The sequence below is a fragment of the Mesorhizobium sp. LNJC405B00 genome (assembly GCF_000502615.1).
Lineage (GTDB): Bacteria > Pseudomonadota > Alphaproteobacteria > Rhizobiales > Rhizobiaceae > Mesorhizobium.
Genome location: NZ_AYWC01000001.1, coordinates 16,844 through 40,607 on the forward strand (window position 1 = coordinate 16,844; position 23,764 = coordinate 40,607).

The window sequence follows — 23,764 nt, forward strand, 5'->3', positions numbered from 1 at the left end:
AATCAGCGCCGCAGATGCAGCGGCACCACCTTGTTGTCGGCGCCAAGCAGCGCCTCGATCGACAGCGGCTCCCGGTTGAAGATCGTGCCGGCCAGCGCCGGGCGGCCGAGATGGAACCCCTGTAGCAGGTCGACGCCGCCATCCAGCGCGACGCGCAGATGCACGGATTGCTCGATGCCTTCCACCAGCACCTTGGCGCCGCGATCGTGCAGCGACGAGACGAGCGGCCGGAAGAAGCGCTCGGCGGCAGCGTGGCGGCAGAATTCGGCGAACCAGCCGCCGTCGATCTTCACAATATCCGGTTGAAGCAGGCTCATCCGCTCCGCGGTCGAGTGGCCGGTGCCGAAATCGTCGATGGCGATGCGGATGCCGTGGCGCCGCATCTCGCGCACCAGCGGGGCCAGCACATTATCGTCGGCCGCCTGTTCGGTGATCTCGCAGACCAGCATGGCGGCATGCAGGTCGAGATCGCCGAGATGCCGCGTCATCAGCCGGATCTCGGCCAGCGCCCGCCCGAGATGATCGTTGATCATCGGGTTGTAATTGAAGAACAGGTCGAGCCCGTCGACGCCGATGTTGCGGAAGTTTTTCAGATGCAGCATCCGGCACATCGTCTCGACAAACAGGCGGTCGCCCGGCGCAACACTGTCGAAGAACATGGCCGGTGCAACCGGCATGGAAGCGCGCTGCAGTTCGATCAGCGCCTCGACGGCAACCGCGGCCAACGCGCCGCCGCGTGGCGCAAAGATCGGCTGGTAGGCGCTCTTCAGCCGGAACGCGCCGTAGACGCCGTATTCGATGCCGACCTCGTCGGCAAAGATCGCTTCGCCGATATCGCGACGCCTCTCGCGCTGCCCGGTCATGGCCCGGTCCTGCGCCCGAACACCCTGCCCGGCCGCGCCGGAGGCGCTGCAGTCGGGCCGGCAGGCGTCTTGCCAGGCTCGGCCGCCGCGACAGATGGCTGCCCATCCTTGCCGAAAGCGCGAAAGCTGGTCGGCGCCAGTTCCGGCTTCGCCAGCACGAAGCCCTGCACCATCGATGCGCCGGATTTCTCGGCCAATTCAAGCTGCCAGCCTTCCTCGATGCCTTCAAACACCGTGCGGATGCCCTGTAGTTCGAAGTTCGTCACCATGGCAGTCAAGAGGGCAAAGCCGGCGCCGGATTCCATGAGCTGCGTGATCCAGTGCGCATCGAATTTGACGATGTCGGGCTTGAGCTCCTTGATGCGGTTGATGTCGGATTCATCGGCGCCGTAATCGTCGACGGCAATGCGAAAGCCATTGGCCCGCAGCGCCTCGACAAAGCTGTAGAGCGTTTCCTGCGACGCCGACTTCTGCTCGGTCACCTCGCACACGATGCGGCGCGGATCGATCCCGGCTTCGTGCAGCACCAGCCGCATGTCGCGCAACGCGTTGTCGGCGATGGAGCGCTCGGTAAACACCGACGGATCGAAATTGACGAAGATCGAAGCCTCTTGCGGCAGGCAGGCGCCGGCATTGAGCAAATGCAGCGTGCGCGTCAGCGCCTCGATATGCAGGCGGTCGCCGGCCGGACAGGTGCGGAAGAAGTTCATCGGCGATTGCGGCTCGCCGTCACGAAACGGCCGGATCAGCCCCTCGAACGCTGCGATCGAGAGCTTGCCGTCCTTGAAGGCGAAGATCGGCTGAAAGGCGCTCTGCAGCGTGTAGGGACCCCAGACACCTGAAGCGGTGCCGTCATCGTGACGGATGATGTGGGCAAGCCCGGTGCTGCGCGACAAGGGTCCCTCGCTCCGCGAGACAGGCGAAATGGCTGGCGATCCTGCCGTCAAAGGTTTTAGCGGCCGTTGATGAATTTATTCTTGCCGGGGATAAGCCTATCGATTGCAGAGCCCGCAACGCAGAGTGAAACCGTCATGCACGCGCTCCAAAAAGCCGATCTCCACGGGTCCTTGACCCTGGCTCATCCGACAATGCTTGCACTTGCCGGGTCGATGCGACATGAGAGGCGCCGCAGCTGTTTGCGGTTGCGCCGACCCCTCTGGAGATATCTGGCCATGGCCTTTCTTGCCGACGCCCTTGCCCGCGTAAAGCCTTCCGCCACCATCGCGGTGACGCAGAAAGCCCGCGAGCTGAAAAATGCCGGCCGCGACATTATCGGCCTCGGCGCCGGCGAACCGGATTTCGACACGCCCGACAACATCAAGAATGCGGCGATCGAGGCGATCCGCCGCGGCGAGACCAAATACCCGCCGGTTTCGGGCATCGCGCCGCTGCGCGAGGCGATCGCGAAAAAATTCAAGCGCGAGAACAATCTCGACTACAAGCCCGAGCAGACCATTGTCGGCACCGGCGGCAAGCAGATCCTGTTCAACGCCTTCATGGCGACGCTGAACCCAGGCGACGAGGTCATCATCCCCCGCCCCTATTGGGTCAGCTATCCCGAAATGGTGGCGATCTGCGGCGGCACCTCGGTGTTCGCCGATACTTCGATCGACAATGGTTTCAAGCTCACTCCCGCCGTGCTGGAAGAGGCGATCACGCCGAAGACCAAATGGCTGTTGATGAACTCGCCGTCGAACCCGTCCGGCGCCGCATACACGGAAGCCGAGCTGCGCGCGCTGGCCGACGTGCTCTTGAAGCATCCGCATGTCTGGACACTGACCGACGACATGTACGAGCACCTGACCTATGGCGACTTCGTCTTCAGGACGATCGCCGAGGTCGAGCCGAAACTCTACGAGCGCACGCTGACCATGAACGGCGTCTCGAAAGCCTATGCCATGACCGGCTGGCGCATCGGCTATGCAGCGGGTCCGGTGCAGCTGATCAAGGCGATGGACATGATCCAGGGCCAGCAGACCTCGGGCGCCTGCACCATCGCGCAATGGGCCTCGGTCGAGGCGCTCAACGGCCCGCAGGATTTCGTCGCCAGGAACAAGGCGATCTTTCAGGGCCGTCGCGACCTCGTCGTGTCGATGCTCAACCAGGCGCGCGGCATAACCTGCCCGTCGCCGGAAGGCGCCTTCTATGTCTATCCGTCCTGCGCCCAGCTGATTGGCAAGAAGACCAAAGCCGGCAAGATAATCGACACCGACGAGACTTTCTGCTCCGAATTGCTCGAAGGCGAGGGTGTCGCAGTGGTGTTCGGCTCGGCCTTCGGCCTCGGCCCCAACTTCCGCATCTCCTATGCCACCTCGGAGACGCTGCTGGAGGAAGCCTGCACCCGCATCCAGCGCTTCACCGCATCGCTGACCTGATCGCGTCCGTCCTGAAAAACAATAACCCGGCGCCACCGCCGGGTTATTGTTGGCGCCATGCGCTCAGCCGCCATATTGGTCCGAGGTTACCGCTTCCATCCAATCGGCATGGACGCCGTCCAATGCTTCCTGCATGGCGACGTGGGTCATTGTCGTCTTTGGACCCGCGCCGTGCCAGTGCTTCTCGCCCGGCTCGAACGAGATCACGTCGCCCGCCTTGATCTCCTGGATCGGCCCGCCCCATGTCTGCGCAAGGCCGGCGCCCGAGGTGACATAGAGCGTTTGGCCGAGCGGATGCGTGTGCCAGTGGGTACGCGCACCGGGCTCGAAGGTGACCAGCGTGGCTCTGAGCCGGGCCGGCGCTTCCTTCTCGATGATGGGCGTCTGCAGCACGCGGCCGGTGAAATACTTCTCCGGCGCGATGATGGTCGGCACGCTGCCGCAGGCAATGATCTTCATCTCTGGTGATCCCTAAGTTTGGCAGAACCTACCCTGCCCCGGTGCCGGCTACCACCCCAGCCGGGGCCAGAACAGGCCGGCACGTACGCGATAGTCCGCGTAGGCTCCGGCCAGCGGCGTGCGCGAAAATTTCTTCTCTTCGTCCAGCGCCGCAAACACATAGAGGATAGCGATCCCGGCGACCGGCACCAACGCCCAGACCGACCAGGTCGCGATCCCCCAGCCGATCCAGAAGACGATGTAGGACGTATAGAAGGGGTGGCGGACATGGCCGTAGGGGCCGTGGGTCAGCAGGCTGTGCGGATCGTCGGGTGCGAAGACGAAGCGCAGCCGCACCTTGCGCGACGTGACGATCGCCCACCAGAACAGGGCAGAGCTCGCCAGTTCGACGGCAAGTCCGGTGAGCTTTGCCGAACCCGGCTGCGATTGGATCCAAAGGATGGCGAGAAAGAACAGCGCCGTGGCGATGACCGCCGCCGAAATCACCATGGCGCCTGCAGACATCGCCTGCGATTGGAAATGCGCCCGCATCGACCAGACATATTGGCCAACCGTCGCGATGCTGCAGATCGAGACAAGAAGATCAAGGACTGGTTCCATTGTCGGGATTCCGCGCGTGATTGCCATGGAGCCAGCGATCGTGCCGGCTATCTCTTTAGAAATCCTTTCTTAACCACATGTTTAAAGAACATATAGAGCCAGCGATGCGATGTTGGCGGTCAGGCAAATCTCAAGGTCTAATCCAGCATGAGCATCACTCACCGCACCATCCGCACGCCGCAGGCCGACTTGCGCCTCAGCCAGTCGTCTGGGTCCGGCATGCCCATCGTCATGATCCATGGCTCGGGCAGTTCGCGCGCCGTGTTTGCCCGTCAGTTCGACAGCCCGCTTGCCGACGCCCATCGGCTGATCGCCTTCGACCTTCCCGGCCACGGCGAGTCCTCCGATGCCCGCGACCCGGCGACCGCCTATACGATTACCGGCCTTGCCCAGACCACAGCCCGGCTTCTCGACGCTTTGGGCATCGGCCACGCCATCATCTTCGGCTGGTCGCTCGGCGGCCATGTGGCGGTCGAACTGGCCAGCTTTCACCATGCGGTCAGCGGCCTGGTGCTGGCCGGAGCGCCGCCGGTGTCGCGGGGGCCGCTTGGCATGCTGCGCGGCTTTCACGCCAACTGGGACATGCTGCTCGCCTCCAAGAAGGTCTACTCCGAACGCGACATCGAGCGTTTTGAGGCTCTGTGCTACGGCGACACCGCCAGTCCGTCTTTCCGCGAAGCCATCAGGCGCACCGACGGCCGGCTTCGCGCCGGCGTGGCGCGCTCCATGTTTGCGGGCAAGGGCGCCGACCAGAAACAGGTGGTCGAGCACGCTCCGTTCCCCGTCGCGGTGATCAATGGCGAGCATGATCCGCTGGTGCGGCTGAGCTATTTCGAGACCGTCGCCTACAGCTCGCTGTGGGAACAGTGCCATGTCATACCAGGCGCCGGCCATGCGCCCTTCTGGGAACGTCCGGACCTGTTCAACCCGTTGCTGTCGCGCTACGCCGAGACGGTGGTGAAGCAAAGCGCAGCCAGGCCGGCGCGCCGCACCCAGGCCCGCTGAAATCTACCGGCGGTTCTGACCCCGGCTCTCGCTCCGTCCGTCTGGCGGCGGCGCGATTTCTATTTTCCTTGCCCTGCCGGCTAACCCGTGGGACGATGGGTTGGGCAGGTGGCTAAATGAAAACAACCCGCCCGCGACGGTCGAACAGGCCGGCCGCCGCTCACGACAGGGTGCGATCGGCGCAAAACCGTTTCCACTTTTGCTGATCGCACTCCAAGGGCCAAGCCTGAGTGGAGGTCAGCCATGGGTACTCGCGCCGGAGGACGACGCACGGGACCGAAATGCATTGCCATAGTCGGTCCCTTTGCAAGCGGTAAGACGACACTTCTCGAAGCCATCCTCGCCCGTACGGGCGCAATCCCCCGCCAAAATCCCGTTTCATCGGGAAGCACCGTTTCCGATCATTCGCCCGAGGCGCGGGCGCACGCCATGAGCGTCGAGGCGACCTTTGCCACCACCGAATTCATGGGCGAGCAGATCACCTTCGTCGACTGTCCCGGATCGATCGAATTCTCCTTCGAGGCCGAGCCGGTGCTGGCAGCCTGCGATCTCGCGGTGGTCGTCGCCGAGGCCGACGAGAAGAAGATCCCAGCCTTGCAGCTCATCATGCGCAAGCTCGACGATCTCGGCGTGCCGCGCATCCTGTTCCTCAACAAGGTCGACAAGGCAATCGCCGGCGTACGCGATACGCTGAAGATGCTGCAGCCGACGAGCGCGGCGCCGCTGTTGCTTCGCCAGATTCCGCTGCGCAAGGACAATGTGGTGATCGGTTCGATCGACCTGGCGCTGGAGCGCGCCTACATCTACCGCGAATATGCCGAAAGCCAGGTTGCCGAAATTCCAACTGACGACAAGGCGCGCGAACTGGAGGCTCGCTTCTCCATGCTGGAGACGCTTGCCGACCATGACGACCAGTTGATGGAGCAGTTGCTGGAGGAGATCGAGCCGTCGAAAGACGCGGTCTTCGACGATCTGTCCGCCGACCTGCGCGCCGGCGCCATGACGCCGGTGCTGATCGGCACCGCCGAAAAAGGCAACGGCGTGCTGCGCCTTTTGAAGGCGATCCGCCATGATGCACCTGATGTCGAGGCGACGCGCAAACGGCTCGGCGTCCCCGACGGCAATCACACCGTGGTCCAGGTGATGAAGACCATCCACACCGCAGATCGGAAGAGCACACGTCTGNCTCCGGCATCTACAAGATGCTCGGCAAGGACCAGTCCAAGCTCACCGCTGCCAAGGCCGGCGACACGGTGGCGTTGGGCAAGCTGGACGAGGTCAAGACCGGCCAGACGTTGAGTTCCACGAAGGGCGGTATCCAGCCGCTGGTCACGCTTACGCCGCCGCAGCCGGTCTTTGCCTTTGCGCTACGGCCGAAGGAGCGCAAGGACGAGGTCAAAATGTCGGCGGCCATCCAGCGCCTGGCCGAGGAAGATCCCTCGCTCACTTTGCGCCACAATCAGGACTCGGCCGAGACCGTGCTGTCCGGCCATGGCGAGATGCATCTGCGGGTCGTGCGCGAGCGGCTGGAAGGCAAGAATCAGATTCCGGTCGAAGGCCATGCGCCTGCCGTCCCCTATCGCGAGACGATCCGAAAGACGGTGCAGCAGCGCGGCCGCCACAAGAAGCAGTCCGGCGGCCATGGCCAGTTCGGCGATGTGGTGATCGAGATCAAGCCGCTGCCGCGCGGCTCCGGCTTTCAGTTCTCGGACACCATCACCGGTGGCGTCGTGCCCAAGACCTACATCCAGTCGGTCGAAACCGGCGTGCGCGATTATCTGAAATCCGGCCCGCTCGGCTTCCCTGTCGTCGATGTCGCCGTCAACCTCTCCGACGGCTCCTACCACGCCGTCGATTCCTCCGACATGGCTTTCCAGATGGCGGCCAAGCTGGCCATGAAGGAAGGCATGGCGGCCTGCTCGCCGGTGCTGCTCGAGCCGGTCATGAAGGTCGAGATCGTCACGCCGTCCGAAGCCACTTCGAAGATCATCGCGCTGATCCCGCAACGGCGCGGCCAGATCCTTGGCTACGACGCGCGGCCTGACTGGCCGGGATGGGATGTCGTGGAGGCGACCATGCCGCAGGCCGAGATCGGCGACCTGATCATCGAACTGCGCTCGGCGACCTCCGGCGTCGCCAGCTATCGTTGCGCCTTCGATCACATGGCCGAGCTGACCGGTCGGTTGGCCGACGAGGCGATGAACGCCAACGGCAAGGCTGCCTGACAGGCCGAAGGATGATCCGCACAAAAAACGGCGCCCGGATGACCCGGACGCCGCTCTTATTGCGGACCGTCTTCTTGGGAGGAAAACGGCAGGTCCGCCGCACGTATCCGCCGCGCCATACGGCACTGGCAGACGAATAGGTTCGGACGCGGTAGCCGCCTGAGCCCGGATCTTCCGAGTGATGCCCCCATCTCCCGGTCGAACCACACCGCGTCCTATGATCTGCTTAAACGATGAATCGCGCCTGCGGCATGTTACCTGAGGTTACATGTCACTGTTACGCGGCGATTTTGCTCGATTTTTCGCTGGCTACGGCAGGCCCGGAAACAAAAAAGCCGGATCAATGAAGATCCGGCTGAGTTTGATTGGAAGTGCCTGTTAAGGCTAACCTCCAGAGGGGAACACTCGAGGGCGCTAATGGGAGGAGAACGCACCCAGGAGATGATCTATATATGTGCTGTTCATGCCCAAGAAACAAGCATCTATTTTGCAACACACGCATGCAAAAAGGTATAGGCTGTGGTCTAACCCATGTCTAGGGGCCATAGGACCACGAAAAGTTGCCAAATGAATGGCGCGACCGTGCTGTTGCCTTCGCAGAACCGCAAGTCGGGCTGATTCTCGCGCTCGCGGGCAAAAAGCCGAATGACGTTGAATCGGGCAGCAGGCGTTTATTTTTGCGGCAGCGGGATGGGAAGGGTCGGCCGGAAGAAGGGAGACCTGACATGCGGACACCCCAGGCGATCGCCGGCAGCGCGGTCTTCTTCATCGCCGCACCTTGTGTCGTCGCCGGGCTGGTGCCCTGGCTGCTCACGGACCGCTACCGTCTGCCGCTGTCGACGGTGCCCGGCTTCGTGCCGGCCGGCTCCATCCTGATTGTCGCGGCCATCGCCCTGCTCGTCCATTCCTTTGCCCGCTTCGCGCTCGAAGGCCTCGGCACGCCGGCGCCTGTCGCGCCCACCGAGAGACTGGTGATCGGCGGCGTGTACCGCCATGTCCGCAACCCGATGTATGTCGCAGTACTGTCGATCATCCTGGGCCAGGCGTTGCTGTTTTCAAGCTGGAGCGTCGCTGCCTATGCCGCCATCGGCGCGATCGTCATGGGCTCTTTCGTCAGGTTCTATGAGGAGCCGACTCTCGCCCGCCGCTACGGTGGCGAATACGAGACCTACCGCCGCAATGTTCCCGGCTGGCTGCCACGGCTGACGCCGTGGCGGGGGTGACCAGCACCTCCCAAGGCCATGTTAAAATGACCAGCTGCGCGCTTTGGCGATGATGAAGTCGCGGAAGACGTGCAGCTTGGCCTGGTTCTTCATTGCATCGGGATAGGCGAAATAGGTGTCGAAGGACGGCACCTCGGTCTCCGGCAAAAGCTGCACCAAATCCGATTCCTTGGAGATCACGTAGTCGGGCAGCATGGCGATGCCGGCGCCGCCCTGCACGGCGCGCTTGATCGACAAGATGTCGTTGATCTGCAGCGTCGGCACCCTTTGCCCACCGTCGAAATCGCCGATCGTTTCCAGCCAGTTCAGCTCCGACAGATGCGACGGCACCGGCACACCGAAAGTGACGATGCGATGGTTCTTCAGATCGGCGACCGAGGTCGGCTTGCCGTGCTTGCCGACATAGGACGGCGAGGCATAGAGGTGGAAATGCACGGTGAACAGGCGGCGCTGGATAAGGTCGGGCTGCTGCGGCTGGCGCAGCCGTATCGCGCAGTCGGCCTGGCGCATGGTGAGGTCGAGTTCCTCATTGGCCAGGATCAGCTGCAGGCTGATTTCCGGATAGAGCTCGATGAATTCCTGCACCCGCTCGGTCAGCCAGCCGGCGCCGAGCCCGACCGTGGTCGTTACCCTCAGCACGCCTGAGGGACGGTCCTTGGCCTCGGTCAGCTTCGACTTGATGGTCTCGAGCTTCATCAGCACGTCATGCGCCGTGCGGAACAGCATTTCGCCCTGCTCGGTCAGCACCAGGCCGCGGGCATGGCGATTGAACAGCGGCACCCCGACATCATGTTCGAGCGCGCTGACCTGGCGTGAAATCGCCGATTGCGACAGGTGCAAAGTCTCGGCGGCATGGGTAAACGACCCAGCCTCCGCCGCTGCGTGAAACACGCGAAGCTTGTCCCAGTCCAACGCCATTGAGTTCCCCTCGTTCTGTTTTTGGCGTCTGAATGAAAAATCAGGCTTTTGAACGGCTTGCGACGCCGTCTTGATAGATTTTATTCCGCCGCTTCGCGGTGCACCTCGATGCCGGCCAGGTATTTTTCCGCCTCGAGCGCGGCCATGCAGCCGAGCCCGGCGGCGGTCACCGCCTGACGGTAGATATCGTCGGTCACGTCACCGGCGGCGAACACGCCGGGAACGTCCGTGCGGGTCGAATTCGGCGCCGTCCACAGATAGCCGTTCGGCTTCTGCTTCAGCTTGCCGACAAACAATTCCACCGCCGGCGCATGGCCGATCGCCACGAACACGCCGTCCACCTGGAGATGGCTGACCTCGCCGGTCACCGCATTTCTGAGCTTCAGCCCTTCGACCGAAGGCGGCAGCGGCGTCTTGCCGGGCCGGCCGGTGATCTCGTCGACGATCGTGTCCCAGATGACTCGGACATTGTCCTTTTTCAACAGCCGCTCACGCAGGATGCGCTCGGCGCGGAAATCGTTGCGCCGGTGGATGACGGTCACGCTCTTCGCCAGATTGGAGAGATAGAGCGCCTCCTCCACCGCCGAATTGCCGCCGCCGATGACAGCGACATCCTTGCCGCGATAGAAAAAACCATCGCAGGTGGCGCAGGCCGACACGCCGAAGCCCATGAAGGTCTGTTCGGTGGGGATGCCCAGCCATTTCGCCTGCGCGCCGGTGGCAATGATCAGCGCGTCGGCCGTGTAGGTGGTGCCGGAATCGCCCGTGGCGCGGAACGGCCGCACATTGAGGTCAACCTCGGTGATGATGTCGTTGATGATATCGGTGCCGACATGCTCGGCCTGCTTCAGCATCTGCTCCATCAGCCACGGGCCCTGGATCGGATCGGCGAAGCCCGGATAGTTTTCGACATCGGTGGTGATCATCAGCTGCCCGCCCTGCTGCAAGCCTGCTACGAGCATCGGCTTGAGCATGGCGCGCGCGGCGTAGACTGCGGCGGTATAGCCGGCCGGGCCGGAACCGATGATAAGGACAGGCGCGTGCTTGGTGGTCATCTAAAGCCTCTGCGGGGCAGACAATCGAGTGTGCCTTGGAAAACGACGTGAAATGTTGCTGGCAATGTAAGGGTTGCCAACCACACCAGCAAGACGATCAGGCCGTCGTCCCCGGAAAGCTTCGGCCTACAGCCTTATTCGCGCAATGGCCGCTTTCGTTACGGTTGCGAAATCGCCCGACCAAAGGGCTGGCATCGACACAAAAGTCGTTTAAGGACGAGAGCGCGAAAGATTCTTGCGCTAAGCCGAGACCGCCATGCCCCTGAAAGCCGACCTCGACGCCATCGACTGGAAGATTCTGCGCGAGCTTCAGGCCGACGGGCGCATGACCAATGTCGAACTGTCGAGCCGTGTCGGCATTTCCGCCCCGCCCTGCCTGCGCCGTGTCCGGCGGCTGGAGGAAACCGGCATCATCAGAGGCTATCGCGCCTTGCTCAACGCGCCGGCGCTCGGCATGGATGTCGTCGCCTTCTGCCTGATCGGCCTGCATCACCAAGCCGACGCGGAGCTCAAAGCTTTCGCCGAGCGCACTCGCGGCTGGCCGATCGTGCGCGACGCCTGGATGGTCTCGGGCGAATCCGACTTCCTGCTGCATTGCGTGGCGAGCGATCTCGGCACATTCCAGACCTTCGTCATTGAAGAACTGGCCTCGGCCCCCAATGTCGACACGGTGCGCACCGCGCTGACCATCCGCCGCGTCAAGGACGAAGGGCTGGTGGCGTTCAGCGCCTGATAAGCGAGATTAACTTCGAAAAAGCATGTGCGACGCCGACCAAGACATACCCCAACAGACACACTGCTACCTCTCCGACAACTGGCAAAAGAATGAAGCCGTCGCCAGGGCCGGGGCTCTCACCAGGGGACATCTCCGGCAAAGCTAAAAAGGCTAGCAAAATAGGTGAGCAAGCAAGCCAGACGAATGTGATGATATGCGGCAACCATTTGAGACGGAAAATGTTTTTTGACGCGAGAAACGCCGCGCCGATCACAATTATGTTGACGACGAATATGAGCCAAAAAGCGAATTCTGGCGCCGAAATCGTAGGGTATTCCGGGTCAGATTGCGGGAACATGAGCGGCCAAGGTTGAATATGCCATCCGGTTTCAGCTACGGAATCGGGAGTACTTTGACCCACCCTGCCAAGGGCAGGATCTGCTACCTGCGCTCCACCGTGAGAACAACAGGCAATCCCCAGGGCACATCTAGCGGTGCTTGAAGCAGTGAGACGTCGCCATCCGCGACCTGGGCTTCCCACTTGGCATAGTGTTTCAACCGGTAGTTCCCGGAGCGGACGCTGAGGCAGGCAACAGGCCCGCCATCGAGGTTTAGCGCCGTCTTGAGATCGAGGTCGGTCTGCAACAGGAAGTTTGCTAGCCGGTCCAGCGAGAAGAAAGCGTCCTTGGTCGAACCGACGATGATCCAGCCCTGACGATCTTCCGCGATAAAGGTGCGGTTGGCCAACCAGTTGCTCTTGGCGCGTACATTGTTGCGGCCGTCCTCACCGACAAGCAATGGATAGGAAACCATAGCGTTTTCGGCATTCTCCGTGACTGCGCGCCAGTCACGTGAATTGAGATCGACCACATGCGTGCCGGAGGCATTCACGAACCAGGCGCCGGCCTTCGCATCGTATTCATCCGGCCCGAGCCTCGCACCCATGCTGACAAAGGGCGTGTCGGCTTCGCCCTTCAGTCCGAAATAACTGCCATTGACGATCAGAACGGTGCCGCCTGTGCCTTGTGGATTGAGTGCCGCTTCCCACTGGTCGATGTCCTTGGCACCACTGGGCTCGTTACGGGCAACGAAACGGAATTTAGCTGGATCGAAACGGTTGAGATAGAGCCGGTCAATTTCACGGTCGCCCGCCATGACGGGGATTTCTCTGACCTGAAATCCAGGCTCGGTTTCATTCCATGAGCTGGCTCCAGCGGTCACATCAGGAATTTCCGATTTCAACGCAAGCTGCATGGCAGGCGAGAGACGCGCATAGTCGGGTGCAACGGCGATCCAGTAGCTTCCGCCGCGGCGAAGAAGTGCATTGAGCCCATACACGCCGTGTTTTTGCCAGACATACCCCACGGCTGAAAGCACAGCCAATATCAACAAGACAACGGCAACAGAGATTGCTTTCTTCAATGAATTCCCCTCGTTCTTCGATGGAATGACATCTGCAAATTTCTTGCTTGAATGATGTCTGATCTCTGCAGTTTTTCCGCAAAAGAGCGTGGTGCTTTCCTGGGGAATACGTCAAAGCAAAGAAATGGATCGGCTCGCCGTTTCTGCGAAACGGTGAAAGCTCAAGCTAACCCATTGAGATTGCGTCGCAACAGATCCGGAAAGCTAAATCAGTCTCGATCCGAGCGACTCGACAGCCCTCAAAAGCCCTTCCAGATCATCGGGGTTGCGCAGCGGCAGAACCTCGAAGCCCGGCTCATTACTTCCCTCGCCATCCACCAGCCAGCCGCGCGGCAGGCCGGCACGTTGTCCGGCCTGCATATCCGCGGGATTGTCGCCGACGATCAGCGAGCGTTTGAGATCGAGGCCGAGGCGCTGCCGGGACTGTAGCAGCATGCCCGGATTGGGCTTGCGCATCGGATGGTCGGCGACCGCCAGCGGACCGCTGCCCGCCTCGTGGTACGCGCAGGCCAGAACCATGTCGACGAAGGCATCGCCGGCGGCAAGCAGCTTGAGAACCCGGCCGTTGACCGCGGCAAATTCCTTCCAGCCGAAATAGCCGCGCGCGACGCCTGACTGGTTGGTGACGATGACCACCGGGATGTTGCCCCGGTTGGCGGCGGCGATGACCGGCACGATGCTGTCGCGCAGCGCCATTTTGGCTGGATCGTCGGGATAGCCGGTGTCGACATTGATGGTGCCGTCGCGGTCGAGGAACAGCGCCGGCGCGTTGGCTGGAAACACCCGCGAACCCACCCGCTCAACCCACAGGCCGGGCTCAGCCAGCGGGTATGGACCGTAGGCCCCGGTGTCAGCCATTCGACAGACGGTCTTCCACCACCTCGCAGAGATAGTGGTAGAGGCAGAGATGTCCCTGCTGGATGATCGGCGTCGAGGTCGAGGGCACGTTGAGCAGTATGTCGGTGAGCGGCTTGAGTTTGCCACCGCTGTCGCCGGTGAGGCTGACCACCGTCATGCCCATCATCCGAGCCTGTTCGGCGGCAGCCAGAATGCTCGGCGAATTGCCGCTGGTCGAGATGGCAAGCAGCACGCCGCCGGGCGCGCCATGCGCCTCGACCTGGCGCGAAAACACGGTGTCGAAGCCATAGTCATTGCCCCAGGCGGTCAGCATGCCCGCGTTGGCCGGCAGCGCAATCACATTGTAGGCCTTGCGCTCCTTAAGGAAGCGGCCGACCAGTTCGGTGGCAATGTGGATGGCGTCGCTGGCCGAGCCGCCATTGCCGCAGACCAGCAGCGCCTTGCCCGAGGAAAGCGCGGCGATGACCGCACTCACAGCACGTTCCATCTCGGCGGTCAGGTCACGCTCGACTGTCGCGGTGATCGCGGCTGCCGAGCGGACCAGATAGTCATTCAGTCCGGACATGAAATCCCTCAGTTGGTACCGCCGCCGGCGCGCAATTTGCCGATCGTGCCGGTGGTGCTCTTGCCGGCGACAAGGTCGACCAGGACGACGCGCCCGCCCGCCTTCTGCACCACATCGGCGCCGACAACGGTTTCGACCGTGTAGTCGGCGCCCTTGACCAGAATGTCGGGCAGAAGCGCCTCGATCAGCGCCAGCGGCGTATCCTCTTCGAACACCACGACCGCATCGACCGAGGCCAGGGCGGCGAGCACGCAGGCACGATCATGCTGATCGTTGACCGGGCGCCCGGCGCCTTTCAGCCGACGCACCGAGGCATCGCTGTTGAGGCCGAGCACCAGCCGGTCGCACTGGCTGCGCGCCGCGTGGAGAAGACTGACATGGCCGGCATGCAATATATCGAAGCAGCCATTGGTGAAGCCGACGCTCAGGCCCTCGTCCTTCCACGCCGCCACCATGCGCGCGGCCGATGCGGCATCGAGGATGGCGTCCTTGTGGGCGGTGGGGCCGTGCGAGCGGAACAGCGCGCCGGTGAGTTCCTCCACGGTCAGCCGCGCGGTGCCGCGTTTGCCCACCACCACACCGCCGGCGGCATTGGCGATGGAGGCGGCCATGACGCGATCGGCGCCCGCGGCCAGAGCCAGCGCGAAGCTCGCGATTACCGTATCGCCGGCGCCCGAAACGTCGAACACTTCGCGTGCCTGGGTGGCGATGTGGCGCGCCTCATCCGCGCCGACGACGCTCATGCCCTTTTCGCTGCGGGTGGCGACGACGAAGTCGAAGCCATGTGCCGAAATCAGCTGGCGTGCCGCCGCGACGATCTCGTCGTCGGCGAAAACCGGGCGACCGACAGCTTCGCCAAGTTCCTTGCGGTTGGGCGTGATGGCGGTCGCGCCGGCATAGCGCGCATAGTCGCGGCCCTTGGGATCGACCAGCACCGGTTTTCGCGCCTCGCGGCAGATGGCGATCAGGTCGGCGGCGACGCTGTCGAGCAAGATGCCCTTGCCATAGTCGGACAGAATGACGATGTCGGCGCGCGTGAGTGCGGCGCGAAAATGCCGGACCAGGTCCGCCCGTTCCTTGTCGTCGAGCGGCTTGATCTCTTCCTCATCGAAGCGCAGCACCTGCTGATTGAGCGCGCTGAAGCGGCTCTTCGACGACGTCATGCGACCGCGCTCCTGCGCCATATCAGCCGTATCGGCGCCGAGTTCGCGCAGCATGCGCACCAGATTGTCGCCGGCCACGTCGGTGCCGATCACCGATATGGGAATAGCGCTGGCACCCAGCGAGACGATGTTGGCGACAACGTTGCCTGCGCCGCCCATCGTCGAGGTCTCGCCGCGCCCGTGCAGCACCGGGATCGGCGCTTCCGGCGAGATGCGCTCGATGACGCCGTTGACGAAACGGTCGAGGATGAAGTCGCCGACCACCAGCACGGCAACGTCGCCAAAGCGGGCAATGGCGCGGTGCAAAGGTTCGGGCGAAGGCGGATTGTGCTTTATCATGTCACTGGCAATGCGAGGGAAAGGCCGACCTCAATCACGCTGAAAATTGTCAATTTACGGGCCGGATCGTTCATGGCGAAGCCGATATACCGCAAATCCGCGCAGCGCAACGTCAGGGCGGCCGTCAGCTCTTCTGCAGCGCGACGTGGACGCCCAGTCCGACCAGCACCGCCCCGCCCGCCCGCTGCATGATCCGCTGCGCACGGCTGGAGCGCTTCAGCCGGGCGATCACCATGCCTGCCAGCAACACGCAGACAATATCTGCCGAAGAGAACATTAAATTGACGATGGTGCCCAGCACGACGAATTGCAGCCACACCGGGAACCCCGCCGAGGCATCGATGAACTGTGGCAGGAACGCCATGAAGAAGATCGCCGTCTTCGGATTGAGCACTTCGACGGTGATGCTCTCGAAAAATGCGCGGCGCGCCGATTTGCGCTCGATCGCCGGCAGCGCCCTGTCACCGTCCCCGCGCTTGCGGAACAAGGACACGCCAAGCCAGATCAGATAGAGCGCGCCGATGAGCTTGACCGCCAGGTAGAGCGGCGGCACCGCATGGAAGAGCACCGACAGCCCGGCGGCAGCCGCAAAGACATGGAAATAACCGCCAAGATGGATGCCAAGTGCCGCCGTCAGCCCCGACCAGCGCCCGCGCGCCATGGTCTGCGCGGCGGCATAGAGCATCGCCGGTCCTGGAATATAGGCAAAGATCGCCGTGGTGGCGAAAAACGCAATGAGCAGTTCGGTCGACGGCATTTTTTGTCCCCTAGCTTGCGGGCCTCGAATAAAGCGGGCCGCTTCGCGGTCTCACTGTGGCGTCGTGGTGCTTCATCGACAGTACGCTTGGCCTCCCTTATAAGGACCGGAATCGCAAGCAACCAGAGGCATTCATGATCATCGTCACGGGCGGGGCCGGCATGATCGGCTCCAACATCGTCGCCGCACTCAATGCCGAAGGCCATGATGACATCCTCGTCGTCGACGACCTCACCGACGGCCACAAGATCGCCAACCTGGCCGATTTGCAGATAGCCGACTATCTCGACAAGGACGAATTCTTGGCCACCTTGGAAGCTGGCGACCTAGGCCGCGTCGAGGCCGTCTTCCACCAGGGCGCCTGCTCGACCACCACGGAATGGAACGGCAAGTTCATGATGGACGTGAACTACGCCTTCTCAAAGCGCTTGCTGCATGGCTGTCTTTCGCTGCGCATACCGTTCCTCTATGCCTCCTCGGCTTCCGTCTACGGCGGCGGTTCGGAGTTTCGCGAGGACCCCGCACTTGAGCGGCCGCTCAACGTCTACGCCTATTCGAAGAAACTATTCGACGACTATGTCAGGCGCACTGTGTTCGACACCGATCATTCGCAGGTCGCCGGCTTGCGCTACTTCAACGTCTATGGCCCGCGCGAGGCGCACAAGGGCGCCATGGCCTCGGTCGCCTTCCATCTGTTCAACCAGGTCGGGCGCGGCGAAAACCCAAAGCTGTTCGGCGCCCATGACGGCTTCGGGCCTGGCGAACAGAGCCGCGACTTCATTCATGTCGGCGATGTCGCCGACGTCAATCTGTGGCTGTGGAAGCGCGGCTCGAGCGGCATCTTCAACTGCGGCACCGGCCGCGCCCAGCCGTTCCGCGCCATTGCCGAGACCGTGATCGATACGCTGGGCAAGGGCGAGATCGAGTTCATCGAATTCCCCGATCACCTCAAGGGCAGCTACCAGAGTTTTACCCAGGCTGATATGTCCCGCTTGCGCGCAGCCGGCTATAATGGGCAATTCCGCAACGTGGAAACCGGCGTCAGAGACTATGTCGAATGGCTGAAAGCCCAACGATCCTCGTGATCGGCCCACGCTGGGTGGGCGATATGGTCATGGCTCAGTGCCTGTTCTCGGCGTTGAAGGAGCTCCATCCCAACGCCGCCATCGACGTGCTTGCCCCGGCCTGGGCGGCCCCGCTGGTCAAGCGCATGCCCGAGATTCGCCAGCAGATCGATTTCCCGCTGCAACCCGGCGCGCTCGAATTCATCATTCGCCGCCGCTTCGGCCGCCTGCTGCGCGGCCGCTACGACATGGCCTACGTCCTGCCGGGCAGTTGGAAATCGGCGCTGATCCCGTTCTTTGCCCGCATTCCGCGCCGTTTCGGCAATCTCCGGGAAATGCGCTACGGCCTGCTAACCGACATCGTGCCGCTGCCCGATGCCGTCAAACGGCGCACCGCGCAGGCCTATTTCGGTCTTGCCCAGGGTGGCCATTTCCGGGCGCCGCACCTGACCGTCGATGGCGGCAATCAGAAAGAGTTGCTCGCCCGCTTCGACCTGCAGCCGGGAAAATTCGTCGCCATGATGCCCGGCGCCGAATTCGGTCCGGCCAAACGCTGGCCTAGCGAAAGCTATGCCGGCCTCGCCGGAGAGATGATGGCGAAAGGATTCGAGGTCGCGTTGTTCGGCTCGAAGAACGATCGCGACGTCACCGCCGAGATCGCAGCACTCGCGCCCGGTGTCGTCGATCTGGCAGGAAAGACGCGGCTGGAGGACGCCATCGACCTGATCGCCGCGGCCAGGCTGGCGGTGTCCAACGACAGCGGGCTGATGCATGTCGCGGCCGCCGTCGGCACACCGGTCGTTGCCGTCTACGGTTCGACCTCGCCGGAAAACACGCCGCCGTTGGCTGAACAGCGCGAACTGATCTGGTTGCATCTGTCCTGTTCGCCCTGCCACCGGAAGATCTGCCCGCTCGGCCACCTCAACTGCCTGAAGACGCTGGACGTTGCCCAAGTGGCAGCGGCGGCGGACAGGTTGCTGGAACTCCCGGCCGCCGCATGAAGGTTTTGATCGTCAAGACCTCCTCGATGGGCGACGTCACCCACACCTTCCCCGCCGTCGAAGATGCACGCCGCAAGCGCCCCGATATCGCCTTCGACTGGTGCGTCGAAGAAGCCTTTGCCGCCATCGTCGCGCTGCATCCGGCGATAGCAAAGATCCATACCGTCGCCATCCGGCGCTGGCGCAAGCATCTGTTCAACGCCCGCACATGGCGGGAGGCGACAAGCTTGCGCCGCGCTCTGCAAGCAGGCGAGTACGACCTCGTCATCGATGCTCAGGGGCTGCTGAAATCGGCCCTGGTGGCGAAACAGGCAGCGGCACCAATCGCAGGTTTCGACCGCGCGAGCGCGCGGGAGCCCTTGGCAACGTTGTTTTACCAGCGCAAATACGCCGTGCCGCGCAACCTGCACGCCATCGAACGCACGCGCCGGCTGTTCGGGCTGGCGCTCGGCTACGAGCCCGACCTTTCGACCCTGGCATCCGGGATTGTGCCGCCTCCGGGCCGCCTGGCCGGCATCGACGGCAAGACGGCCTTCCTGCTGCACGGCACCAGCCGCGAAGACAAGAAATGGCCCGCCGAAGACTGGATCGAAACCGCTCGCCTGCTGGTTGGTACCGGAATGACGCCGGTCACCACCTGGTCGAACGAGCGTGAGAAGGCGGTGGCCAATGCGATCGCAAAAGCCGTGCCGTCAACGATCGTGGTGCCGAGATCGCCGCTGGCAGACATTGCCGCGATCCTTGGCCGCTCGACGCTGGTTATCGGCGCCGACACCGGTCTGACCCACCTCGCCAGCGCCTTTGGCCTGCCGACGGTCGCGGTGTTCCTTGCGACCGAGCCGGGTTTGACCGGCCCGCGCGGGCAGTATGCCTCAACGCTGCTGGCCGCATCGGGGGAGCACCTAACGCCGGCGAAGGTGGTGGCGGAAGCTGAGAAGCAGCTGGCGCTCAAATCACGAGCACCAGCCTAGAGCCTTTCAGAAGGATCTGAGGTGCTAGATGAACTGCACCTGGACGATCTCGTAACCCCTGGCGCCGCCAGGGGCGTTGACCTCGATGGCGTCGCCGACTTCCTTGCCGATCAGCGCGCGCGCGATCGGCGAGGAGATCGAAATACGGCCCGATTTCACATCCGCTTCCTGGTCGCCGACAATCTGGTAGGTCTTCTTTTCCTCGGTGTCCTCGTCGACCAGCACCACCGTGGCGCCGAACTTGACCTTGTCGCCGCTAAGCTTGGTGACGTCGATCACCTCGGCCCGAGCAATATAGTCTTCCAGTTCGTTGACACGGCCCTCATTGAGGCTCTGCGCCTCTTTGGCGGCATGATATTCGGCATTTTCGGACAGGTCGCCATGCGAGCGCGCTTCGGAGATCGCCTCGATGATGCGCGGCCGCTCCTCCTGCTGGCGCCAACGCAGCTCTTCCTTCAATGACGCGAACCCCTCGCCTGTCATCGGGACCTTGTTCATGATGCCTGACCTTTCCTGCCGCCACCCCCGCATTTCGGGGAAAGCCTTGTCGATGGGTATAAAAAGAAAACGGGTCCGGCAGCCTCGGGCTAACGGAACCGTTTCACCGCAATTTTCCCCAATATAGCGATCCTCGCGCGTTTTTCACGCTCAAAAAGCAGGCTTTTTGAAAAATCATGAGCCGACTTGCGCAATTGCCGTCACGGCATGTGCAGCGTGTTGCAGTTGCGACAACAAAAACCGGCTGCGATTGCTCGCAGCCGGCCCAGAGAAGCCGTTGGGGTGGGGTCAGCTTCTCATGAAATGGTAGATCTGTTCGGCCAGCATGCCGTATTCGCGCGAATCCTTGCCCGTCCGCTTCTCGATCTCGGCCAGTTGCGCCTGAGCGCCGGCCAGATCGCCGATCTGCAGATGGGCCTCGCCGAGATATTCGCGCACCAGCGTGTAGTCCGGGTTGATGCGGAGCGCTTCCTCGTAATAGCCGAGGCCGACGGTTACACGGCCGGAATGGCGATGCGAATAGCCGAGGTAGTTGAGGATGCGTGGATCCTGCTTGTTGGCGGCAAGGCTGAGCACGGCGATCGCCTCATCATAACGCCCGGCCATGGCCAGGTCGTGACCAGCATCGTAGATGTTGTCGTCGTCCAGCATGCCGTACTTCGGCGCGACGCATTTCTGCTTTTTCTTGTCCCAGACCTGCCCCTTCTTGCACTGGGTGGTGGTCTCGGTACCACCGCCACCGCCGCCGGCCGCAAACACCGGAACCGCAAAGAACTGCAGCGCCACAAGCGCCGCAGCCGCCTGGATCAACACTCTTTTATGCATCGAAGCCTCCTTGAGGGATAATGACGATCTTGAGGGAAAATGACGATAATGAAAAGCTAACGCCGGGATGCAGACTTTTCATCCCGGAAACCCGCAGCCGCCGAAACTATTTGTGCGGCCGTGCCTAACCTGAATTCGGTCAAAGGCGGGAGCCAGGGATCAGAACATGACGTGACGCGCGCTGCAAATCCGCTATCATTCGGGAAATGATCAGCGGGGGTGCCCGAGAGTGCAACAGCGCCGTGAGCGGGAATGGGAGCTATCGATCGGCCCGGACACCGTGCGCCTGTTCATTCTCAAGGCAAAGGGACTGAGTGCTGCCGTCAACGAAGACTATGCCGACGGTGCCGAGCATGAGGTCGAGCTCGATGGTGAATCACATGCCAATCACCACCATGACGGTCTGGCGGAGGAAAGCGCGGAAGACCTCACCGAGGAAGAGCTGCGCGAGCTGATCAACGACCTCAACGTCGACGAAGCGGCCGAGTTGATCGCGCTGGCCTGGGTCGGCCGCGGCGACTATGACGCAGCGGAATGGTCCGATGCGGTTGCCGCCGCGCGCGACCGCGCCAACAAGCGCACGGCGAAATACCTGCTCGGCATGCCGCTTTTGGCCGACTGGCTGGAAGAAGGGCTGGAAGCGATTGGCGCGTAACGACGTCGTTACCGTTCGTGATGGGCCGCAGGCAACCTCCAGGCGTTCGCGCCGTTGAGGACGATGGGGTCTGTTGTACTTTCCCGAACATGCAGGGTTGCACTGGTCATGGTCGTCACGGCTCTGCTGCTGGCGCCCCTGCTGACGCAAGCTGACGCCAAACAGCGCAAAAAGCATTACACGCCGCTGTCACAGCGGTTGGAGCAGCTGTTTTCACCGCGGGTCGACTCGCATCCTAAGCCGCGCAGCAAACACCGCCAGAAGCCCAGGCCACAGCGGCACATCACGCCAAAGCAGGTGGAACAAAAGACCCCGGATAAAGAGCCCTCGCCCGCCGATGTTCCGGTGCAGCCCTCGCGCGTTGTCCCGCTGCCCGAGGCGCGTCCTTCAGAGGCGCCGAAGACCGGCGCGGCACCGATCGAAAAGCAAAAGGCCGAAGGTCCGAACCCCCTTGGCGCGCCCAACCGGTCCAATGACGATCGATTCAATGAAGAAAAGTCCCGTTTTAAAAAGCAGGCGCGGCCCGGACCGTCAGCCCCGAAGCCGTCGACCGATAGGCAAAGCGAGCCCGAGCCGCCGGCCGCGGTGCCGATTCCGACACAAAAGCCAGACACTTCGGAACCTGAAGCTCAGCCGCTGGCCGTTGCTCCGCAACCACCTGAAAAACCCGATGCCGGCGACAAGAAGATGCTGCCCGATGCGCGCTCGGCCGATGTGCCCGATGCAAAAATGCCGGCGGCGGAAGTCGCCTGTCGCGAGCGGCTGACGGCCCTTGGTGTCGAATTCGAGGAGCATAAGGCGGAAAGCAATCCCGACATCGGCTGCTCGATCCCCTATCCCCTGGTGCTGAAGTCGCTCGGAAAATCCATCGCCATCGGCCCCGCGACCGAACTCAACTGCCCGATGGCCGAAGCGGCAGCCCGCTTTGCCGCCGAAATCATACAGCCGGCGGCGAAAGCCGAGTTCGGAGCCGACCTGAAATCGATCAACCAGGCATCGGCCTTTGTCTGCCGGCCGCGCAACGGCACGCGCCATCTGTCGGAACATGCCTTCGGCAACGCGCTCGATATTGCCAGCTTCACGTTGTCGGATGGCAGAAAGGTCGAAGTCGGTCCAACGCCGCCCGAGAAGGACGGCAAATTCCTCAATGCGGTGCGCAAGGCCGCCTGCGGACCGTTCAAGACCGTGCTTGGACCGGGCGCGGACCCGGACCATTCCCTGCATTTCCATCTCGATCTCGAACCGCGCCGGAATGGTGGCACTTTCTGCCAGTGATGGCCCTCCAGTGATCGTCATGCCGGTGATGGTCTGGCTGCCGCATTTCGGCCGCAGGCATGAACGGGGACGCTGAGTTTTCCTTTACCCTTGATCGTTAAAATCCCACCGATCAAGGACAGGATTCCGCCCATGGCCGCAATATTTCGCGCCGCGAAGGCAAAAAGCGCAGCGATACTGGCCGCCGGTCTTGCGCTGGCCGCCGTTTCGGCTTGCAACACTGGCAGCGTGCTGTCGCTGCAGCCGGCCGTCGATGTCGGCTCGCAGACCGCGGCCGTGCCGCAATATGAAGGCATGCAGAAGCTCGTCCCGTCCAATCCCTATATGACTGCCGCCTATCCGCGCATGGACGAGCCGATGTCGGAGTCGGAGCCGCAGCAGATGCCGGCCAGCGAAACCGATTGCCGTGGCGAGTTGAAGCGCCTTCGCGTCGTCTACACCGATGTCCAGCCGATCCATGAGGGACAGTGCGGCATAGACTGGCCGGTCAAGGTATCCGCCATCAGCGGCATCCAGATGAAGCCCGCCGCAACATTGACCTGCGACATGGCCGCAAGTTTCGCCGCCTGGACCAGCAACGAACTGGTTCCCTCCGCCCGCTGGCGCTATTTCTCGGGCGTCAAGACCATCCACCAGGGCTCGAGCTATTCCTGCCGCAACATCGCCGGCGAAGGTGTCCTGTCCGAGCACGGCAAGGGCAACGCCCTCGACGTCATGAGCATCGAGCTCAACAACGGCGACGACATCGACGTGCGCAAGCCCGGCCTGTTTGCCTTCCGCACCCGCGGCTTCCTCAACAATGTGCGCGCCGACGGCTGCCAGTATTTCACCACCGTGCTCGGTCCCGGCTACAATTACGATCACCGCAACCATTTCCATTTCGACATCAAGAACCGCAAAAGCGGCTACCGCGCCTGCCGCTAAGGCGTTTCA

General features: G+C 62.6%; 23 protein-coding genes and 1 pseudogene. 11 read left to right on the plus strand and 13 right to left on the minus strand.

From position 1 onward, the window contains the following. Nucleotides 1-2: 2 nt before the first annotated feature. Nucleotides 3-863: an EAL domain-containing protein gene (locus X756_RS164965; RefSeq protein WP_023728194.1), complete on the minus strand. Its 861-nt coding sequence runs from the start codon at nt 861-863 to the stop codon at nt 3-5. Further along, entirely contained in the window at nt 860-1,759 is a 900-nt protein-coding gene (locus tag X756_RS164960) for an EAL domain-containing protein (protein WP_023728195.1), read from the minus strand. Before X756_RS164960 ends, X756_RS164965 begins: the two co-directional genes overlap by 4 nt. Before the next feature lie 276 nt (nt 1,760-2,035). Here X756_RS164960 and X756_RS164955 point away from each other — a divergent pair, with 276 nt between their 5' ends. Further along, on the plus strand, nt 2,036-3,238 hold the full coding sequence (locus X756_RS164955; protein ID WP_023728196.1) for a pyridoxal phosphate-dependent aminotransferase: 1,203 nt from the start codon (nt 2,036-2,038) through the stop codon (nt 3,236-3,238). 63 nt (nt 3,239-3,301) lie between these two features. Here the strand turns inward: X756_RS164955 and X756_RS164950 are convergent, their stop codons facing one another. Both X756_RS164950 and X756_RS164945 read right to left on the minus strand, forming a co-directional pair. After that, nucleotides 3,302-3,697, minus strand: a complete 396-nt coding sequence (locus X756_RS164950) for a cupin domain-containing protein (RefSeq protein ID WP_023728197.1) — start codon at nt 3,695-3,697, stop codon at nt 3,302-3,304. Nucleotides 3,698-3,745: 48 nt separating this feature from the next. Further along, nucleotides 3,746-4,297, minus strand: coding sequence for an isoprenylcysteine carboxylmethyltransferase family protein (locus X756_RS164945; RefSeq protein ID WP_023728198.1), 552 nt, complete (start codon nt 4,295-4,297; stop codon nt 3,746-3,748). A gap of 147 nt (nt 4,298-4,444) precedes the next feature. Between X756_RS164945 and X756_RS164940 the strand changes: the two genes are divergently transcribed. From X756_RS164940 to X756_RS164935, 3 genes and pseudogenes are all read left to right on the plus strand, one after another. Beyond that, a complete protein-coding gene (locus X756_RS164940; RefSeq protein ID WP_023728199.1) occupies nt 4,445-5,302 on the plus strand; it encodes an alpha/beta hydrolase in 858 nt (285 codons plus the stop codon). A 243-nt stretch (nt 5,303-5,545) separates the two neighbouring features. Then, nucleotides 5,546-7,527, plus strand: a pseudogene (locus tag X756_RS1000000170495) (elongation factor G). A gap of 725 nt (nt 7,528-8,252) precedes the next feature. Continuing rightward, on the plus strand, nt 8,253-8,750 hold the full coding sequence (locus X756_RS164935) for an isoprenylcysteine carboxylmethyltransferase family protein (RefSeq protein ID WP_023689721.1): 498 nt from the start codon (nt 8,253-8,255) through the stop codon (nt 8,748-8,750). Between the two features lie 21 nt (nt 8,751-8,771). Here X756_RS164935 and X756_RS164930 read toward each other — a convergent pair whose 3' ends face one another. Together X756_RS164930 and trxB are read right to left on the minus strand one after the other, a co-directional pair. Further along, the gene (locus X756_RS164930; RefSeq protein WP_023671970.1) at nt 8,772-9,668 is read right to left on the minus strand and encodes a LysR family transcriptional regulator; all 897 of its coding nucleotides are present in this window, start codon (nt 9,666-9,668) and stop codon (nt 8,772-8,774) included. Nucleotides 9,669-9,748: 80 nt separating this feature from the next. Further along, nucleotides 9,749-10,723 (minus strand): thioredoxin-disulfide reductase, encoded by a 975-nt coding sequence (gene trxB / locus X756_RS164925; protein ID WP_023711176.1) that lies wholly within the window; start codon nt 10,721-10,723, stop codon nt 9,749-9,751. 256 nt (nt 10,724-10,979) lie between these two features. Between trxB and X756_RS164920 the strand changes: the two genes are divergently transcribed. After that, on the plus strand, nt 10,980-11,456 hold the full coding sequence (locus tag X756_RS164920; RefSeq protein WP_023689719.1) for an Lrp/AsnC family transcriptional regulator: 477 nt from the start codon (nt 10,980-10,982) through the stop codon (nt 11,454-11,456). 423 nt (nt 11,457-11,879) lie between these two features. Here the strand turns inward: X756_RS164920 and X756_RS164910 are convergent, their stop codons facing one another. The 5 genes from X756_RS164910 to X756_RS164890 all read right to left on the minus strand — a co-directional run bounded on the left by X756_RS164910 (nt 11,880) and on the right by X756_RS164890 (nt 16,542). Next, a complete protein-coding gene (locus X756_RS164910; RefSeq protein WP_245264428.1) occupies nt 11,880-12,860 on the minus strand; it encodes a phosphodiester glycosidase family protein in 981 nt (326 codons plus the stop codon). Nucleotides 12,861-13,064: 204 nt separating this feature from the next. Further along, nucleotides 13,065-13,718, minus strand: a complete 654-nt coding sequence (locus X756_RS164905; protein ID WP_023728202.1) for an HAD family hydrolase — start codon at nt 13,716-13,718, stop codon at nt 13,065-13,067. Beyond that, nucleotides 13,711-14,283, minus strand: a complete 573-nt coding sequence (locus X756_RS164900) for an SIS domain-containing protein (protein ID WP_023728203.1) — start codon at nt 14,281-14,283, stop codon at nt 13,711-13,713. Before X756_RS164900 ends, X756_RS164905 begins: the two co-directional genes overlap by 8 nt. Nucleotides 14,284-14,291: 8 nt before the next feature. Then, complete coding sequence (gene rfaE1, locus X756_RS164895) at nt 14,292-15,785, minus strand: D-glycero-beta-D-manno-heptose-7-phosphate kinase (RefSeq protein ID WP_023728204.1); 1,494 nt, start codon at nt 15,783-15,785, stop codon at nt 14,292-14,294. 124 nt (nt 15,786-15,909) lie between these two features. Then, nucleotides 15,910-16,542 carry a LysE family translocator gene (locus tag X756_RS164890; RefSeq protein ID WP_023728205.1) on the minus strand — a complete coding sequence of 211 codons (633 nt, stop codon included), beginning with the start codon at nt 16,540-16,542 and terminating at the stop codon, nt 15,910-15,912. Between the two features lie 134 nt (nt 16,543-16,676). Between X756_RS164890 and rfaD the strand changes: the two genes are divergently transcribed. Genes rfaD through waaC form a run of 3 tightly spaced genes read left to right on the plus strand, consistent with a single transcriptional unit; the run spans nt 16,677 to nt 19,578 of the window. Next, the gene (rfaD, locus tag X756_RS164885) at nt 16,677-17,627 is read left to right on the plus strand and encodes an ADP-glyceromanno-heptose 6-epimerase (RefSeq protein WP_023728206.1); all 951 of its coding nucleotides are present in this window, start codon (nt 16,677-16,679) and stop codon (nt 17,625-17,627) included. Further along, on the plus strand, nt 17,600-18,607 hold the full coding sequence (gene waaF, locus X756_RS164880; protein WP_023728207.1) for a lipopolysaccharide heptosyltransferase II: 1,008 nt from the start codon (nt 17,600-17,602) through the stop codon (nt 18,605-18,607). The genes rfaD and waaF overlap by 28 nt, the downstream gene beginning before the upstream one ends. Further along, nucleotides 18,604-19,578, plus strand: coding sequence for a lipopolysaccharide heptosyltransferase I (gene waaC / locus X756_RS164875; RefSeq protein ID WP_023728208.1), 975 nt, complete (start codon nt 18,604-18,606; stop codon nt 19,576-19,578). The genes waaF and waaC overlap by 4 nt, the downstream gene beginning before the upstream one ends. A 24-nt stretch (nt 19,579-19,602) precedes the next feature. Here the strand turns inward: waaC and greA are convergent, their stop codons facing one another. Together greA and X756_RS164865 are read right to left on the minus strand one after the other, a co-directional pair. Next, a complete protein-coding gene (gene greA / locus X756_RS164870) occupies nt 19,603-20,076 on the minus strand; it encodes a transcription elongation factor GreA (RefSeq protein ID WP_023671981.1) in 474 nt (157 codons plus the stop codon). Between the two features lie 288 nt (nt 20,077-20,364). Then, nucleotides 20,365-20,901: a tetratricopeptide repeat protein gene (locus tag X756_RS164865; protein WP_023683752.1), complete on the minus strand. Its 537-nt coding sequence runs from the start codon at nt 20,899-20,901 to the stop codon at nt 20,365-20,367. A gap of 229 nt (nt 20,902-21,130) precedes the next feature. Between X756_RS164865 and X756_RS164860 the strand changes: the two genes are divergently transcribed. From X756_RS164860 to X756_RS164850, 3 genes are all read left to right on the plus strand, one after another. Beyond that, nucleotides 21,131-21,556 carry a DUF3775 domain-containing protein gene (locus tag X756_RS164860; RefSeq protein WP_023683751.1) on the plus strand — a complete coding sequence of 142 codons (426 nt, stop codon included), beginning with the start codon at nt 21,131-21,133 and terminating at the stop codon, nt 21,554-21,556. 198 nt (nt 21,557-21,754) lie between these two features. Then, nucleotides 21,755-22,831 (plus strand): extensin family protein, encoded by a 1,077-nt coding sequence (locus X756_RS164855; protein WP_023728209.1) that lies wholly within the window; start codon nt 21,755-21,757, stop codon nt 22,829-22,831. 132 nt (nt 22,832-22,963) lie between these two features. Continuing rightward, nucleotides 22,964-23,755 (plus strand): extensin family protein, encoded by a 792-nt coding sequence (locus X756_RS164850; RefSeq protein ID WP_023728210.1) that lies wholly within the window; start codon nt 22,964-22,966, stop codon nt 23,753-23,755. Nucleotides 23,756-23,764 lie beyond the last annotated feature (9 nt).

Bases quoted from the DNA above. Each gene is read 5' to 3' on its own strand.
- X756_RS164905 (WP_023728202.1), bottom strand. From the start codon at position 13,718: ATGGCTGACACCGGGGCCTACGGTCCATACCCGCTGGCTGAGCCCGGC.
- X756_RS164920 (WP_023689719.1), top strand. From the start codon at position 10,980: ATGCCCCTGAAAGCCGACCTCGACGCCATCGACTGGAAGATTCTGCGC.
- rfaE1 (WP_023728204.1), bottom strand. From the start codon at position 15,785: ATGATAAAGCACAATCCGCCTTCGCCCGAACCTTTGCACCGCGCCATT.
- X756_RS164940 (WP_023728199.1), top strand. From the start codon at position 4,445: ATGAGCATCACTCACCGCACCATCCGCACGCCGCAGGCCGACTTGCGC.
- greA (WP_023671981.1), bottom strand. From the start codon at position 20,076: ATGAACAAGGTCCCGATGACAGGCGAGGGGTTCGCGTCATTGAAGGAA.
- X756_RS164965 (WP_023728194.1), bottom strand. From the start codon at position 863: ATGACCGGGCAGCGCGAGAGGCGTCGCGATATCGGCGAAGCGATCTTT.
- X756_RS164950 (WP_023728197.1), bottom strand. From the start codon at position 3,697: ATGAAGATCATTGCCTGCGGCAGCGTGCCGACCATCATCGCGCCGGAG.
- waaC (WP_023728208.1), top strand. From the start codon at position 18,604: ATGAAGGTTTTGATCGTCAAGACCTCCTCGATGGGCGACGTCACCCAC.
- X756_RS164935 (WP_023689721.1), top strand. From the start codon at position 8,253: ATGCGGACACCCCAGGCGATCGCCGGCAGCGCGGTCTTCTTCATCGCC.
- X756_RS164955 (WP_023728196.1), top strand. From the start codon at position 2,036: ATGGCCTTTCTTGCCGACGCCCTTGCCCGCGTAAAGCCTTCCGCCACC.
- X756_RS164850 (WP_023728210.1), top strand. From the start codon at position 22,964: ATGGCCGCAATATTTCGCGCCGCGAAGGCAAAAAGCGCAGCGATACTG.
- X756_RS164890 (WP_023728205.1), bottom strand. From the start codon at position 16,542: ATGCCGTCGACCGAACTGCTCATTGCGTTTTTCGCCACCACGGCGATC.
- X756_RS164865 (WP_023683752.1), bottom strand. From the start codon at position 20,901: ATGCATAAAAGAGTGTTGATCCAGGCGGCTGCGGCGCTTGTGGCGCTG.
- trxB (WP_023711176.1), bottom strand. From the start codon at position 10,723: ATGACCACCAAGCACGCGCCTGTCCTTATCATCGGTTCCGGCCCGGCC.
- X756_RS164930 (WP_023671970.1), bottom strand. From the start codon at position 9,668: ATGGCGTTGGACTGGGACAAGCTTCGCGTGTTTCACGCAGCGGCGGAG.
- rfaD (WP_023728206.1), top strand. From the start codon at position 16,677: ATGATCATCGTCACGGGCGGGGCCGGCATGATCGGCTCCAACATCGTC.
- X756_RS164900 (WP_023728203.1), bottom strand. From the start codon at position 14,283: ATGTCCGGACTGAATGACTATCTGGTCCGCTCGGCAGCCGCGATCACC.
- waaF (WP_023728207.1), top strand. From the start codon at position 17,600: ATGGCTGAAAGCCCAACGATCCTCGTGATCGGCCCACGCTGGGTGGGC.
- X756_RS164945 (WP_023728198.1), bottom strand. From the start codon at position 4,297: ATGGAACCAGTCCTTGATCTTCTTGTCTCGATCTGCAGCATCGCGACG.